Raw genomic sequence first — 14544 nt, 5'->3', positions numbered from 1 at the left:
ACGGGCGGCCGGCCGGTCGACGCGTCGAGTGCTCGGCGAGGGTCAGCGCTTGCCGAGCGCGCCGCCGAAGGCCGCGCCCGTCGCCGGGGCGCCCATGGTGCCCGGCCCGAACGAGACGCTGCCGGCGGTCGTGGGGCCGGCGGCGGACGAACGCAGCGCCCAGACCGCGCCGTTGCCCGCGTTCTCCGCGGGGGCGCCGACGACGACCTGGGCGCCCTCGCCCGCCGCGGCCCTGAGCACGGCCACCGTCTCGCCGAATCGGTCGCCCTTCTCGGCGACGCCGGGGACGTCGGCCGTTTCCTGGCTGTAGACCTGCGAGCCCGCGCCTGTCAGCCCCTTGGCGCTGCCCTTGAGGATGAGGAAGGCACCGGGGTCGGTGAGACCGGCGAAGTCCTCGAAGGGGACGCCGGTCACGACGTCGGCGTAGCCGTCCGCGTCGACGTCGGCCACGGACACGCTGGTGCCCATGCCGTCGCCGCTCTCGGAGACGCCGGGGACGCCCTCGGTGTCCTGGTGGATCCAGACGGGCTTGAGCGTGGTGCTCAGGCCGTCCGGACCGCCGTAGGCGACGCCCAGCGCGCCGCCCTTGGTGGGCTTCCCCCAGTCGCTGTCGTAGTAGTCCCGGCCGTGGCCCATCACGATGTCGCCGTAGCCGTCCTTGTTCAGGTCGCCGATGGCGGCGCTCTGGCCGCCGAGACGGTATCCGGCCGTGTCCTCGAGGATGCCGACCCGGGTCAGACCGCCCTTCCCGCCCTTGTACAGGACTCCGCGCCAGGAGTCCTCCTCCTCCGCGTCGGTGTGGATCATGACCAGATCGCTGACCCCGTCGCCGGTGACGTCGCCGGTCGTGAGGTTGTGGGTGGCGACGACGCCTTCCACGGGCCACAGGTACATCAACGTCGCCTTGGCGGGCTTGCCGTCTTTGCCTATGCCGGACAGGAAGCGCAGCTTCTCGCCGCCCGCGCGCGCCACCAGCTCGACGACGCCGTCGTCGTCGTAGTCGCCCGCCGTGACGTACCCGCCGACGCCCCACCCGGGATCGGCGCCGGTGTCCACGGCGGTGGCGGTGGACAGGCCGGCGGCGCTGCCCCAGAGGATGGTGAGCATGCCGGCGTCGGTCGCGTTGCCGACGTCCTCGCCCGGTGCGCCCACCACCAAGTCGGTGTACCCGTCGGCGTTGAGGTCAGCCGGGTGCACGGCGGCTCCGAACCTGTCCTCCTTCTCGGCGGCGCCGGGGACGCCCGCGGTGTTCTGACTGAACGTGGCGTGCACGGCGGGGTCGAGGCCCTGAGCGCCACGGCCGTAGACCACCGAGACGTACCCGGACTTGGCGGCGCCCGCGATCGTTCCGTCCGGCGCGCCTACCGCCAGGTCCTGGCGGCCGTCGCCGTTGAAGTCGATCCGCTGCGCGTCCACGGCGGCTGTGCCCGCCGTCGGCGCCGACGGGGCCGCATGAGCCGACGGCGCCGCGGTCGCCGTCGCCGCCGCCGCGACAGCGATGGCGACGGCCGTTGCGAAGCCCCGCCCGTTTCGGCTTCTGTTCATGACTGCTCCTTAGAGAGTTAACCAGCAGAGTTAACTAGTCGTGAACTGCGACTACTTGGGACGGCGAACGGTTGCCCCCGCAACGAGGAAAGATCCATCAATGATTCGCCGGGCCGCGCGCTGCGGGGAGTGAGTCACCCCACTGACGGGTGATCTGCCGGGCCCGCAGGGTCAGCGCGGTCACCAGGTCCTGGGCGCTGGCCGCGACGGTCGAGCGGAGCACCGCGACGCTGATCTCGCGGGCCAGCGGCGGGCCTTGGAGCGGGCGGACGGCGATGTCGTCGCGCGGGGCGCCGAGCGCGAGCCGGGGGACCAGGGCCACGCCGGTGCCCGCGGCGACGAAGCCCTGCACCATGGCGTAGTCGTCGGTCCGCATCACATGGACCGGTTCGAAGCCGTGCCGCGCGCACGCCCAGGACAGGACGCGGTCACACGGATCGCGGGGATCCGCCGCGCCCACCCAGTCGTCGTCGCGCAGTTGCGACAGCGGCACCTCCTCGAGCGCCGCGCACCGGTGGTCGTGCGGCATGACCAGCAGCAGGGGGTCGGTGAGCAGCGGGTGCAGCTCGAAGTCCTCGTCCAGGTCGAGCCGGTCGCCCGGCTGGGAGAAGACCAGCGCGGCCTGCAACTCCCGTGCGAGCAGGCCCCGCAGCAGCGTGGGCAGCTCTCCCTCGGTGAGCGCTATGTGCACCCCCTTCTGCCGCAGGGCCTTCACGGCGGGCGGCAGCAGCAGGGCGCCCGCGGTCGGGAACGTGCCGATGTGCAGGGTGCGCGCGCCGCGCTCGGCCTGGCCGCGCACCACCCGCTCCGCGAGCTGGACCCGCTCCAAGATCGCCTCCGCATGGGGCAGCAGCGTCTCGCCGAGCTCGGTGAGGTTCGCGCCGCGCGGCCCGCGCTGTACGAGCGGGGCGTCGAAGTGCGATTCGAGGGCGCCCAGGTGGTGGGTCACGGTGGGCTGCGCGTAGTGCAGTGCGCGGGCGGCGCCCGCGAGCGAGCCGGCCTGCGCGATGGCCCGCAGAACCTGGAGATGGCGTAGCTCGAGCATATGGACACCATATAGATGTCGTATGGAGATCCCCAGATAACTGCAGTATTCCTCTATGGGTCTGTCGCTGGCACGCTGACCGGCGTGAACACCCGATCCGCCACGTCCCCGGGCCTGACTCCGCAGGCGTCCGCACAGCACCGCGCCCCGTACGCCGAGGCGCTCCGATCCCATGCCGCACGAGGCTGGCTCCGGCTGAACGTCCCCGGCCACGCCGCCGAGCCCGACAGCTTCGGCCCGCTCGCCGAGACGTTCGGACCCGAGCCGCTGCGCCTGGACTTCCCGCCGCTCCTCGAAGGCGTGGACCTCGGCGTGAACACGCCAATGGATCAGGCGCTGGCCCTGGCCGCGGAGGCCTGGGGCGCCCGGCGCACCTGGTTCCTGACGAACGGCGCCTCGCAGGGCAACCACATCGCCTCCCTCGTGGCCCCCGCCCTCGGCCGCACGCTCGTCGTACAGCGCAGCGTCCACTCCAGCGTGATCGACGGACTCGTGCTGTCCGGGCTGGCGACCGCCTTCGTACAGCCGTCCGTCGACGCGGAGCAGGGCATCGCCCATGGAGTCACCGCCGGCGACCTCGCCGCCGCCATCGCCCGCACCCCCGACGCCGCGGCCGCCTACGTCGTCTCCCCGAGCTACTTCGGCGCGGTCGCCGACATCCGCGCCCTCGCCGACGTCGCCCACCGCGCGGGCATACCGCTGATCGTGGACGAGGCGTGGGGCGCCCACTTCGGCTTCCACGAGCGCTTCCCCCGCGGCGCGCTCGCCCACGGCGCGGACCTCGTGACCTCCAGCACGCACAAGCTCGCGGGCAGCCTCACCCAGTCCGCGATGCTCCACCTGGGGCACGGGCCGTTCGCCGACGCCCTCGAGCCCCTCGTGGACCGTGCGTTCCGGCTGGTGCAGTCCACCAGCGCCAGCTCGCTGCTGATGGGCTCGCTCGATCTGGCGCGGATGACCCTGTCCCGCGGCCGCGACGCCCTCGGCGCCTCGGTCGAGGCGGCCGACAAGGCGCGCGGAGTGATCCGCGCCCTCGGGCGGTACGCCGTGGTCAGCGACGGCTTCGGGCAGTTCCCGGACATCGTGGCCGCGGATCCGCTGCGGATCCCCATCGACACCCGCGCCGGCGGGATCTCCGGACATGAGGCCCGTCGCCGGCTCTCCCGCGAGCACCAGATCATGGTCGAGGTCTCCACCGACTCGGCGATCGTCGCGGTCGTCGGAGCGGGCGCGGCCCCCGACATGGACCGGTTCGTCGAGGCCCTGCACACCCTGCCGGCGCCGCTCGCGGACGGCGGCGAGCTGCTGCGCCTGTCGCTGCCGCAGCCCGGCCCCTCCCGGCTCACTGCGCGCGAGGCCTTCATGAGCCCCGCCCGTGTGGTCCCCGCGGCCGAGGCCGTGGGGCTGATCTCCGCGGACACGCTCGCCGCGTACCCGCCCGGCATCCCCAATGTGCTGCCCGGCGAGGTCGTCACCGCGGAAACGGTTCGCTTCCTGCAGCGCACGGCCGCCGCGCCGAACGGCCATGTCCGCGGCGCGCTCGACCCGGGGGTCACCCGGCTGCGCGTCGTCGACCCCGATGCGGCGCCCGCAGTCTGACAGTAGGCACTTCGAGCGCACGGCCGCCGGGGGTCGACCTCGCCGCCGCGCTCGCCTCACTCGACGACCCGCACACCCACACCGGGGTCGCCGTGACCGCCGAGCGCTCCGGGGTCCGCTCAAGGTCGGTCCGGTCCTGGCCGCTCCGCTCCAGGCCGCTCCGCGCGGGCAACAGGCCTGCCAGGCATGCCGCCTGACGTGACGTCAACCGCGTGATCGATTTTCCGCCTGACGTCGTCTGATGCGCGCCGCCCATCTGTTCCAGCCGACGTGGTGATCCGTACCCTCCAATGCCGACACCTTGACCGAAGGAGACCCCGATCATGACTGCACGCATATCGAGCCGTCGCACGCTCGTCGCCGTCGCCGCCGCGAGCGCCGCCGCGCTCGTGCTGAGCGCCTGCGGCGACCAGACCGGCTCCAGCGGCTCGGGGGGCAAGGGGGACGGCACGGGGGCCAAGTCGAGCGGCGCTCCGCTCCACTCCAAGCTGCCGAAGAAGTACCAGGACTCCGGTGTGATCAAGATGGGCACGAACGCCGCCTACGCCCCGATGGAGTTCATCGAGGGCGGCAAGATCGTCGGCGTCGACCCCGACATCGCGGCCGAGCTCGGCAAGAAGCTCGGCGTGCGCGTCGAGTTCACGTCCGGCACCTTCGACGGTCTGATCTCCTCGTTGAACTCGGGCCGCCACGACGCCGTCATGTCCTCGATGAGCGACACCAAGGCCCGCCAGGAGGGCCTGGACGACAAGGGCAAGAAGACCGGGAAAGGCGTCGACTTCGTCGACTACTTCGTCGCCGGAACCGTCGTGTACGTCAAGAAGGGCAATCCGCAGGGCATCAAGACCATCGCCGACCTGTGCGGCAAGCAGACCGCCGTACAGCGCGGCACGACCTTCGAAGAGGCGCTCAAGAAGCAGTCCAAGCAGTGCGAGCAGGGCGGACAGCAGCCCGTCAAGATCGAGTCCTTCGACAACGACTCCGAGGCCCAGACCCGGGTGAAGTCCGGCGGCGCCGTCGCCGGCGTCAACGACTACCCGGTCGCCGTAGACCTCGCCCGCAAGGCGGAGGGCGGCAACACCTTCGAGATCGTGGGGGAGCAGGTCGACGCGGGACCGTTCGGCATCGCCGTCGACAAGGACAACGCGCAGCTGCGCGACGCGCTGCTGGCCGCCATGGAGGCGATCATGGCCGACGGCTCGTACAAGAAGGTCCTCGACAAGTGGGGCGCCGAGAGCGGCGCGATCACCAAGGCGAGCGTCAACGGCGGCTCCTGAGCCGTGCGCCGCGCCGAGGGCGGTGACTCGCCTACGTGCACGCGATGCGCGACGCCCGACGTGAGCCGCTCGCCGGTGCCCGGAAGACCTACGAGCGCAGAACGCCGATCTTGTCGATGCGGTGCTCCGGGTTGCCCCGGTCGTCGCGCCAGTAGTTTCCGGCCGCGTTGTCCTCCGGCGTCGCGCAGGTGGAGATCGTGATCATCGCCTTGGTCGGCTGCTCGCCCGGGTGGCCGGGGACCGCCGCGCGCTGCTCGGCGAGCGAGCGCTCGGAGCGGAAGGAGGTCTGCCTGGTCTCGGTGATCTCGTACACGTAGACCTCGCCGCCCACCGTGACGCGGACCGTGTCGCCCTCGTCGAGGGCCGGCAGATCGCGCAGCGGCCCGCCGGCGGACAGGCGGTGGGCGGTGACCAGATAGTTCCCGACCTCGCCGGGGCCGACGCCCCCGTCCTTTCCGTAGGGGCTCGCGCCCAGGCCGCGGTTCTGGATCAGGGTGCCGGGCCAGTCATCGGTCGTCCCCTCGTACGGGACGACGCGCAGGCTCTGGAGGCCGATCGCCGGGATCGCCAGCGTCGCGGTCTCGGTCCGCTGGTCGCTCGCGCGCGGCTCCGGATCGGACGCGGCGGAGGTCGTGGCGGGGGCCGCCCCGATGATCAGCGACGCCTTCGGGGGCGCGGGATCCTCCGGGGTGGGCGTCACCGAGACGGCGGCGCGGTTGTCGGACGTGCCGACGCTGTCGGCCGCGCCGTCGTCGGCGGTGGTCGAGCAGCCGACGAGCACGGCCATGAGCAGGCCGGCGAGCGCGGCTGGAACAGCTGGGGATATGAACATGGCAATCCGGGTCGAGGGCCGGGGAGTGTCGAGGGGGTCACAGCGCGTAGACCGGCGTCCGCCTCGACGGGAGAACCGCCGGATTCGGGCGGGCGGTCCCGTACCTGAGCAATGTTCGCTTATCGCACTCTTATGCGCCAGGCCCTTCGGCCTCCTATACGCCAGGCGCTTCGGTCGCTTTCCGGCCGCGAGGCCGTCCGGGGCACCTAGGGCAGTGCCGGTCGGCGGGGAGGAATCCCTGGTCAGGCGGCAGATTCAGGTACACCGGGCGCACGCCGCCGTGGGCCGCAGCGCGGGCGGCGTGCGCGCGGGCGCCGCTCAGCCCGGCTCGCGCAGGGACCCGGCGAGCTTGCCGGTCACCACCAGGGCGTAGTCCTGCGGCCCCTTGAGCAGGTTCCTGGCGAAGATCTGGATCAGGTACCGGCCGGCCGGCGGCGAGTCCAGGCGGACGACCTCCACGTTGTTCGTGCTGTCGGTTCTGAACAGCTGGTTGGGCAGTCCGCCGTTCCCCGGGTGCTTGGCGCCTCCGGGGGCCTGGAGGATCACGCTGAGGTCGTTCTGCAGCGCGCGGCCCGGCAGGTCCGTGTACGCCATGCACACGTTCAGCGGGAGGCCCTCCTCGACCTCGACCACGAATCTGATCCGCTCCCCGGTGCTGCCCAGCTGCCGGTCCGGCGTCTGCCAGCAGTCCACGAACTCCAGCCGCAGGTCCGCGCTGCCCGGGTTCGGAACGGTCGCCGGCATGTCGACCGCGCCGAAGCCCTGGTGGAAGTGCGGATGCTCGGCGGTCGAGTCCTCGGCTGTGAGCCTCCGGGCGCCGTTGATGATCGTCGCCTTGAGCAGCGCGGCGCTGGGCTCGGTCTGCCGCTCGGTGACGTAGTACTGCCGTACGAGCGCCGCGCAGCCCGCGACCAGCGGAGTCGCCATGCTGGTGCCGCCCATGTAGGCGTACTTGTCGTTGCCGTGCAGGCCCCAGAAGTGGTCGGCGGGCGCGTCGGCCGATCTCGTCGACAGGATGTCGGTCCCGGGCGCGACGACCTCGGGCTTGACCCGCCAGTCGTCGCACGGCCCCCGGCTGCTGAACGCGGCGAGCGCCTCCGGGTCGCCGGAGATCTTCTGCCCGGCGATCGGGTCGTCCGGGAAGCCGAAGGCTCGCCAGCTCTTGCGGGAGAGCCCGCCCTCGGTCCTGCTGCTGCGGCGGGCCCCGACGGTCAACGCGTTCTTGCAGGACGCCGGCGACCCGATCGACGCCCAGTCGACGAAGCCGGGCGCGGAGTGCAGCCGCTGGGCCGCGTCGCCCTCGTTGCCCGCGGCGATCACGACGAGCATGTCGCGCCGCTTCTGGACGTAGGAGTCGACGTCGTCGGAGTTCACGGTGTACGCGGACGCGGTCGCCGCGCCCCAGCTGTTGTTGTGGATCCGGACGCCTGCCTGGTAGGCGGGCTCGAAGAGGTCGGCGAGCAGCAGCGGCAGCCCGCCGAGCCCGCCGCTCTCGTCCATGACCGACTGGAAGTACAGCTGCGCCTCCGGCGCCGCGCCGTGGAACGCGCCGTCCGAAGCCGCGCCGTCGCCGAGGATGGAGCCGGCCACATGCGTGCCGTGACCGTTGGTGTCGCTGGAGTCGCCGGGCCGCCCCAGAGCGACGGCGTCCACGATCCGGCCGTCGAAGTCCGGGTGACCGATGTCCACACCGGTGTCGGCGACGCCGACGATCTGGCCCCTGCCGGTGAAGGGGAAGGCGCCGTCGCCGGCGGGGGAGGTGACGCCCAGCAGCTCGAGAGCCACGTCGTTGAAGAACTTGGGCGGCACGTACTCCACCATCTCCAGCACGCCGGGCACCTGCGGGATCTGGTTCTCCAGTGCGGAGCCCTCGGCGAGCTCGATCCGGACCCGGTGCCCTGCGTCGGCGACGACGCGCAGCCCCTGGGAGTCCGTGTGCTCCTCCAGCCAGGCCACGACCTGCGGGCGCACCTCGGCGCCGGTCAGCCGCAGATCCCAGACGCGGCCGCCCGTGCTCGATTCAACCGTTTCCTCTTCACCCAACTCGGCAGAGCCGCCGGGGCGTTCCGGCCGCACCCGTACGGGCTCGGCCAGTTGCGGACCGTAGCGCTCCACCGAGACGGCGAACGGCAGGGCGAGCAGGCCGTCCGCCTGCTCGCGGGTGGCGTTGACCAGGTACGCGTTGGTGGGCACGGCCCGCTCCAACGTGACGCCCAGCGCCTCGATCTCGCCCCGGTACTCCCCCAGCAGCGGTCCGCCCAGTTGAAGAATCCACATCGCCGCGACGCCGGGCTCCAAGGGCGCGGCCTCGGCTTCGGGGGTCTCCTGCTCGCGAACACCCACCCCTGTGATGCGATCCCGCCCCATCGCGGCGGTCTCGGCGCGCGGATTCGCATCGAGCCGGTCGATCGTCAGTCCGGCGGCCTCCAGGGCGGGAATGTCCGCCTCGTCGACGTCGCCGACGACGAAACTGTCGGTCACGGAGGCGTTTCTCAGCCGGCGCGCCGCTTCGTCGAAGTCTTCCTCGGACATGCAGTAGGCGATGACACGCATGGAAATCCGTCCCTTCCAGACTCAAGGAATGAGGAGAGGAATGAAGGAAAGGGAGCGGCGGAAACACCGGGTGACACGCCTACGCTCAATGTAACTCCGGGGGCTCCGGCCCGCGCGCCCGCCCGCTCGCACGGGGCGGCCCGCGGCCGGACCGAGCCCCGGATCTGATCCGCGATCAGCCGGCGCGGGAGCCGCGGGAGGCGTCGCGGTGGGCAGGGCGGGACCGGGCGCGGGCAAGGGGTGCGGCGCGGACCCGGCCGATGGATCCTGGAAGCCAGGACTGTGCCGCTCGGGCACGCGGTGGCCGGATGCGGGCGAAGCGGGTGAAGGGGTGCGCGATGAGTCGGACGCTGGATTGGAACGTGACCGTCCACCTGGAGGAGGAGGACGGTACGACGAGGGCCCAGGCGGTGCTGGACACCGGAACGGTGACGCTGACGGGTCAGGGGGTCGCGCGCTGCAACCCCGAGGACCTGGACGTCGCCGCGATCGGAGACGATCTCGCGGCGGGCCGCGCGGTGAAGAACATCGCCGACCAGCTGATGAGAGAGGCCGACCGAGAACTGGAGGCGATGGGTGCGGGACGGGTCGTCGAGCCGGCGGCGCCGCCCTTCGGCTGGTCGGACACGTGACCTGACTCCGCCAAGACGAGGCGGACCTGCCTCCTCGCAGACGACCGGACCTGCCGCCTCGAAAGACGGCCGGCCGAGTCGCGTGACTCAGGCGCGCGCTGCAGGCGCGCCGTGCAGGCGCGGGACCTGGACGCGGGCTGCCTAGACGCGTGATCGAGGCTGCCGCGCGCTGCCCCGACGGGTCCCGGCCCGTCGTGCCCACACCCTTGACGGTTCGTCAGATACACACGATGGTGCGCCCATGGGGAGCCGTGGGACACATGTGGGCAGCGGACGCCGGCGCTGGGCCCCTCGGGGTCGTACTGGGACTGCTGGCGGCGCTCGGAGCGTACGGCGGCGAGGCGGGAGCCGACGACGAGCCGGCGCTGTGGTTCGACACCCGGCAGGCGTCCGAGGTGTCCGTGCAGGGAACCCGGTTCGTCGACGGATACGGCCGCGAAGTCGTGCTGCGCGGGTTCAACGTCTCCGGCGAGGTGAAGCTGGAGGAGAACGGCGGCCTCCCCTTCGCCTCCAGGCCGACGCCCGTACGTCCGCGGAGGCGCTACGAGCCCTCGCCGGCGCGAACACCGTCCGCTTCCTGCTGTCCTGGGCGCACGCCCAGCCCGAGCCCGGCCGCGTCGACACCGGCTACCTCGCCGCGGCCGCCGCGCAGATGAAGGCGTTCGTCGACGCGGGGCTGCGGGTGATCCCCGACTTCCACCAGGACCTCTACTCCCGCCATCTCTTCGACGCGAACAGCTGGTACAGCGGCGACGGCGCGCCGAAGTGGGTCGTGGAAGCAGGCGGCTACGCCCGCGAGTTCTGCGGTATCTGCGTCCACTGGGGCCAGAACATCACCCAGAACAAGGCGGTTCAGGAAGCCTCCCGCGACTTCTGGGCCAACCGCCGCGTCCAGACCTCCATGGGGCCCGTCGGCGTCCAGGACGCCTTCTTGGACACAGCGCAGCAGACGATGACGTATCTGCGCGAGCAGTTCTCCGCCGACCAGTTCGCGCGCGTCGCCGGATTCGACCCGTACAACGAGCCGCACGCCGGGATCTACGCGGCCGGGCAGGACAGCAGGGAGTGGGAGCGGGACGTGCTGTGGCCGTTCTACGAACGGTTCCGCGCCCGTATGGACGCCGCCGGCTGGCAGGCCAAGCCCGCCTTCGTCGAGCCGAATCTCTTCTGGAACTCCAACCTTGCCTTCTCCCGCCAGGAGGGCGGGCTGAAGGACGCCGGGACGCTCGGCCCGCGCTATGTCTTCAACACCCACTTCTACGACCAGAAGGCGATCTCCGGCATCTTCATGCCGGGCAAGGCGGGCGACGGCCAGTACGCGGCGAACTTCGAGGAGATACGCGGACGTTCCGCTGCCGCATCCGCCCCCGCCTTCGTCAGCGAGTTCGGTCACCCGCTGAGCGGAATGGTCGCCGACAAGGCGCCCACGGTGCTCAAGGCCATGTATCAGGCGCTCGACTCCCGTCTGCCCGGCTCCAGTTGGTGGACGAGGGCCGCGCAGTCCGGGCCGGTGCTCTCCTCCGCCCAGTGGCAGTGGGACCTCTACAGCGGCCGCCACCACGAGCCGATGAACGGCAACCCGGGCAAGATCCTCACTCGCGGCGACGCCTGGAACGACGAGGACCTCTCCTCGGTCGAGCTGGCCGATTCCGACTCTGGCTCAGGCTCAAGCTCAAGCTCAGGCTCCGGCGTGGCGCGGCTGCGTCAGGACGCCCGCCTCCTCGACCGGCTCTACCCCAGCGCGGTCGCCGGCCGTACGGCGGCCTTCCTCTACGAAGACCGCTCCCGCGACCGGAACACCACGCTGACCTGGGCCAAGATGCCGGCCTCCCTGCCGTCCACCGCGCGGCTGGTGGCCGACGGACAGTACGGCCTGCTGGTCTGGCGCGGCGACGGCCGAGGAGGCGCTCGCGTCCCGACCGAGCTGCATCTGCCGGCCGGCTTCGACCCCGCCGCCACCGTCGTCGTATCCGACCTGGGCACGGTCACCGGACCGCCCGGGTACGACTCTCCCGCCCAAGCGATCGCGATCGCCCAGGAGTCGGGCGGCGCCGCGTCCCGTCGGCTGCTGCTCACCGCCCCGCCGGGCGAGGCCCCCGGCACGCTGCACTACGCGCTGATCGCGGACGGCACGGCACGGCCCTCGGCTGAGCTGCTGACGCAGGCACAGCGCGAACTCGGCGCATGGGCGGCGGCGTCCGGCTTCCCGCAGCTCACCGCCGGGGGCTCGGCACGGTGACGTGAGTTGGTGCCGAGGCGCGCGCATCAAGGGTGGGGACTCGGCTCGTACGGTCCCCGGCTGGCGTCGGGTCGACCAGGCACGGACCAGGACTCGTCCGGCTGAACGACCCGTCGGGCCGCGCGAGGCGCTCCACTGCGACCAGGCGCGCTACGTCGTGCCGATCTGTGCGTGCAGATGCGTCGCGTGTGCCTCGCGGCCGTGTTTGCCCGGCAGGGGGTCCGACGTCGGGTGGTCGGGCGACATGACGAAGCTCGTCTCTCCCGGCGTCGTCGGCGGCCCCGGGTCGAGGGGCGTCGGCGTCCGGTCCTGGTACTGCTCGGCGAACCAGATGTAGAGATCGAAGAAGAAGCGCGTGGCGACGGTGTCCGCCGGGAAGGTTCCCAGGTCGTCGACCGCGGCGAGCCGGTAGTTCAGCCGCGGGACGCTTCCGGGCGGCCACTGCGGGAGGACGTGGCCGGGCCTGTCCGGCGCGGGCACGGGCTTCGCCGCCCAGTGGTCGAAGACATGGACGTCCCGGCCGACCCCGCCGGACGTGAGGTGGACGCCCACGAAGTCGATGGCGCGTCCGCCCGTGTGGCACTCCGTCGCCGGGACGCTGCCGCCGATCCCGACATGGCGGATCTCGTCGACGCTCCACTGCGAGGACAGGAACTGCGCGAGCCTGACCATTCCCACGGCGTGGCGGACGTCCAGCAGGATCAGATCGACCACGGCGGAGCCGATGAACGCATCTCGTGCCGCCGCACGGGGCGTGTTGCGGAAGGTCACGCCCGCGATGGAGGGCTTCAGCGTCACCCGGGGAATGGGCGCCGGCACGATCACCCCGCCGGAGGAGTCCAGAGCCGGCGGGGGAGACATCACCGCGACGCCCGCCAGGTGGCGGCCCGCCAGTTCGCGGAAGGCCATGTCCGGGGTCAGCGCGCGCACGGGAGGCGGAGGCGGGCCGAAGACCACGACCGACGGCAGGGTCAACGGCTGCCCGGCCGCGAAGGCGGCCGCCTGCTGCGACAGCCACTGCGCTCCCGCGTCGACCGACGCTCCCGCGTCCAGCCAGTCGGCCAGCGCCGGCTCGGCCAGCAGCGCGGCGAGGTGGTCGCCCAGACGCACGGCGGGGGCGCCGAAGCCGGCGAACGCCGAATGCGGGTCGGCGTTCGCGTCGCGAGCGGCTTCGGCCATCGCGGGCGCGTCGACGCCGAGCAGGCGGGCCGGGGTCCGGGCGCTGACGGTGCCCAGCTCGCTGACCTCGACCAGCGAGCTCACCCCGATCGCGGAGAGCAGCAGGTTCACCTCCTCGCCGGCGACGCCGTCCAGGGGGATCGTCGGTCCCTCGGGCTCCACGCAGCCCTGCACGAGTCCGGGCTCCGCGGCGAACGCGTCGTCCAGCGCGCCCATCGTGTGCGCGCCGACCTTTCCGTCGACGCCGAGCCCCGGAGAGTCCGACTGGAACCGCATCACCGCCGCCTCGGTGCCCGGGCCGAAGAAGCCGTCGACGGAGACGGCCACGCCCAGGTCCTTGAGCGCCTGCTGCACCGAGCTGACGAAGTAGCCGGCCTGGTTGGGCGTCTGGTGCAGCAGCACGCGGAATCCGGCGCGGCACTCCTCCAGTTCGGTGATCCCGGTGAACCTGATGCTCTGCATCCGTGCCTCCAAAGGGCCCCCGGTTCCTCCCCCTTCTCGCTCCTCCTGCCGTCGCGAGCGACCGTCATACGACGACGCTGGTGATCATCGCCGTGTGGTACATCATGTGGCCGATACGGGCGTGCACATCGCGATGGCTCGACAGGCCCGCGAACATGCTCGCGGGCATGAACGCGTACCCAGGCGGCGGGTGGGCGCGCGGCACCTGGGTGTAGCAGCTCGACACCGCTCCGGGGGACGGCGTCAGATCGGCCGGCTCGCCGACGATGAACGGGCTGTCGAGGTCGATGACTTCGCGGACCAGCCCGGAAGACTTCATCGCGGCGATGAACATCCGCATCGCCGAGATCCCGGAGCTGAAGCTGGTCACGCCGACCGCTCTCAGCTCCGGCGGCGGAAGGACGAAGGGGACGAAGGCGTTCTGCACGGCGGCGGTGACGGCTCTGAGCGTCCCGACCGGATCGGTTGTGAACATGTTCTGGGCGCCGCCGCCGAGGGCGGCCATGGTGGTGAAGGGGACCAGCAGGGGCAGCCGCCGGGAGGCCGCCAACTGCCCGCCCTGAAGGGCGATATACCGCTTCAGCGTGCTGGACCAGCCGCCGGCGAACGTCGGATAGTCCTCGTCGCGGGCGTGGACGACGGGGATCTGGACGACTGTCGGATGGAAGAAGACCTGAATCCTCGTGAAGTCCGTCGTCCCCAGCGGGACCGCCACGCCGACCCAGAAGACGACGCCGTTCTTGACGACCTTGAACAGGAATTCGTGGATGGTGGTCGTGAGCGGCATCTCCTCCAGCCGGTCGCCGTGCGCCCCGCTCACGACCGCGGGCTTGACGACGGGGTGGGAGACCGCGTGGGGCAGCGTCAGCGAGACCGGGTTCTCCTGCGTGACCGTAGTCGTCATGGTCTGGCCGTCCTCGGCTGCTCGACAGACGAGCCCGCCCCACGGAGCGCGTCGCGCCCGGCCCACATCTCCAGGAGACGCCTTCGCGCGGGCGTCCGCAACACGGTGGCGGCGCCCTGACCTGGCCAGGGCGTTCGGCGCGTGTCTCCCGCGCGGCGGTGACGGACTCAGGTGCGCGGCGGCCTGCCGCACGAGAGACGAACCTCAGCGGTACGAACAGGGCGTACACGGTGCGTATACGGCGATAATGCCGCGCCCGAGCGCGGTCTGGGAAGTG

9 protein-coding genes and 1 pseudogene are annotated in these 14544 nt (G+C 71.9%); 4 read left to right on the top strand and 6 right to left on the bottom strand.

Annotated features, from left to right (window positions below; genetic code table 11):
• Positions 1 to 42 precede the first annotated feature (42 nt).
• Positions 43 to 1545: an FG-GAP repeat protein gene (locus AB0M39_RS26675; protein WP_365368429.1), complete on the bottom strand. Its 1503-nt coding sequence runs from the start codon at positions 1543 to 1545 to the stop codon at positions 43 to 45.
• A 97-nt stretch (positions 1546 to 1642) separates the two neighbouring features.
• Positions 1643 to 2590 (bottom strand): LysR family transcriptional regulator, encoded by a 948-nt coding sequence (locus tag AB0M39_RS26670; RefSeq protein WP_365368428.1) that lies wholly within the window; start codon positions 2588 to 2590, stop codon positions 1643 to 1645.
• Positions 2591 to 2674: 84 nt separating this feature from the next.
• Here AB0M39_RS26670 and AB0M39_RS26665 point away from each other — a divergent pair, with 84 nt between their 5' ends.
• Both AB0M39_RS26665 and AB0M39_RS26660 read left to right on the top strand, forming a co-directional pair.
• Positions 2675 to 4189, top strand: a complete 1515-nt coding sequence (locus AB0M39_RS26665; RefSeq protein ID WP_365368427.1) for an amino acid decarboxylase — start codon at positions 2675 to 2677, stop codon at positions 4187 to 4189.
• A gap of 323 nt (positions 4190 to 4512) precedes the next feature.
• Complete coding sequence (locus AB0M39_RS26660; RefSeq protein ID WP_365368426.1) at positions 4513 to 5466, top strand: ABC transporter substrate-binding protein; 954 nt, start codon at positions 4513 to 4515, stop codon at positions 5464 to 5466.
• A gap of 88 nt (positions 5467 to 5554) precedes the next feature.
• On the opposite strand, the gene AB0M39_RS26655 is transcribed toward AB0M39_RS26660, so the two are convergent.
• Both AB0M39_RS26655 and AB0M39_RS26650 read right to left on the bottom strand, forming a co-directional pair.
• A complete protein-coding gene (locus tag AB0M39_RS26655) occupies positions 5555 to 6298 on the bottom strand; it encodes a class E sortase (protein WP_365368425.1) in 744 nt (247 codons plus the stop codon).
• Between the two features lie 318 nt (positions 6299 to 6616).
• Positions 6617 to 8851: a S8 family serine peptidase gene (locus AB0M39_RS26650; protein ID WP_365368424.1), complete on the bottom strand. Its 2235-nt coding sequence runs from the start codon at positions 8849 to 8851 to the stop codon at positions 6617 to 6619.
• 338 nt (positions 8852 to 9189) lie between these two features.
• Between AB0M39_RS26650 and AB0M39_RS26645 the strand changes: the two genes are divergently transcribed.
• Positions 9190 to 9483, top strand: coding sequence for a dsRBD fold-containing protein (locus AB0M39_RS26645; RefSeq protein ID WP_365368423.1), 294 nt, complete (start codon positions 9190 to 9192; stop codon positions 9481 to 9483).
• 260 nt (positions 9484 to 9743) lie between these two features.
• A pseudogene (locus AB0M39_RS26640) lies at positions 9744 to 11722 on the top strand (cellulase family glycosylhydrolase).
• A 150-nt stretch (positions 11723 to 11872) separates the two neighbouring features.
• Here AB0M39_RS26640 and AB0M39_RS26635 read toward each other — a convergent pair.
• Together AB0M39_RS26635 and AB0M39_RS26630 are read right to left on the bottom strand one after the other, a co-directional pair.
• The gene (locus AB0M39_RS26635; RefSeq protein ID WP_365368422.1) at positions 11873 to 13363 is read right to left on the bottom strand and encodes a peptidoglycan-binding domain-containing protein; all 1491 of its coding nucleotides are present in this window, start codon (positions 13361 to 13363) and stop codon (positions 11873 to 11875) included.
• A gap of 64 nt (positions 13364 to 13427) precedes the next feature.
• Positions 13428 to 14267: a hypothetical protein gene (locus tag AB0M39_RS26630; protein ID WP_365368421.1), complete on the bottom strand. Its 840-nt coding sequence runs from the start codon at positions 14265 to 14267 to the stop codon at positions 13428 to 13430.
• Between the last annotated feature and the right edge of the window lie 277 nt (positions 14268 to 14544).

The sequence above is a fragment of the Streptomyces sp. NPDC051907 genome, assembly GCF_040681075.1.
Lineage (GTDB): Bacteria > Actinomycetota > Actinomycetes > Streptomycetales > Streptomycetaceae > Streptomyces.
Note: the sequence above shows the minus strand (reverse complement) of the source record. Positions and strands in the feature narration are given on the sequence as shown.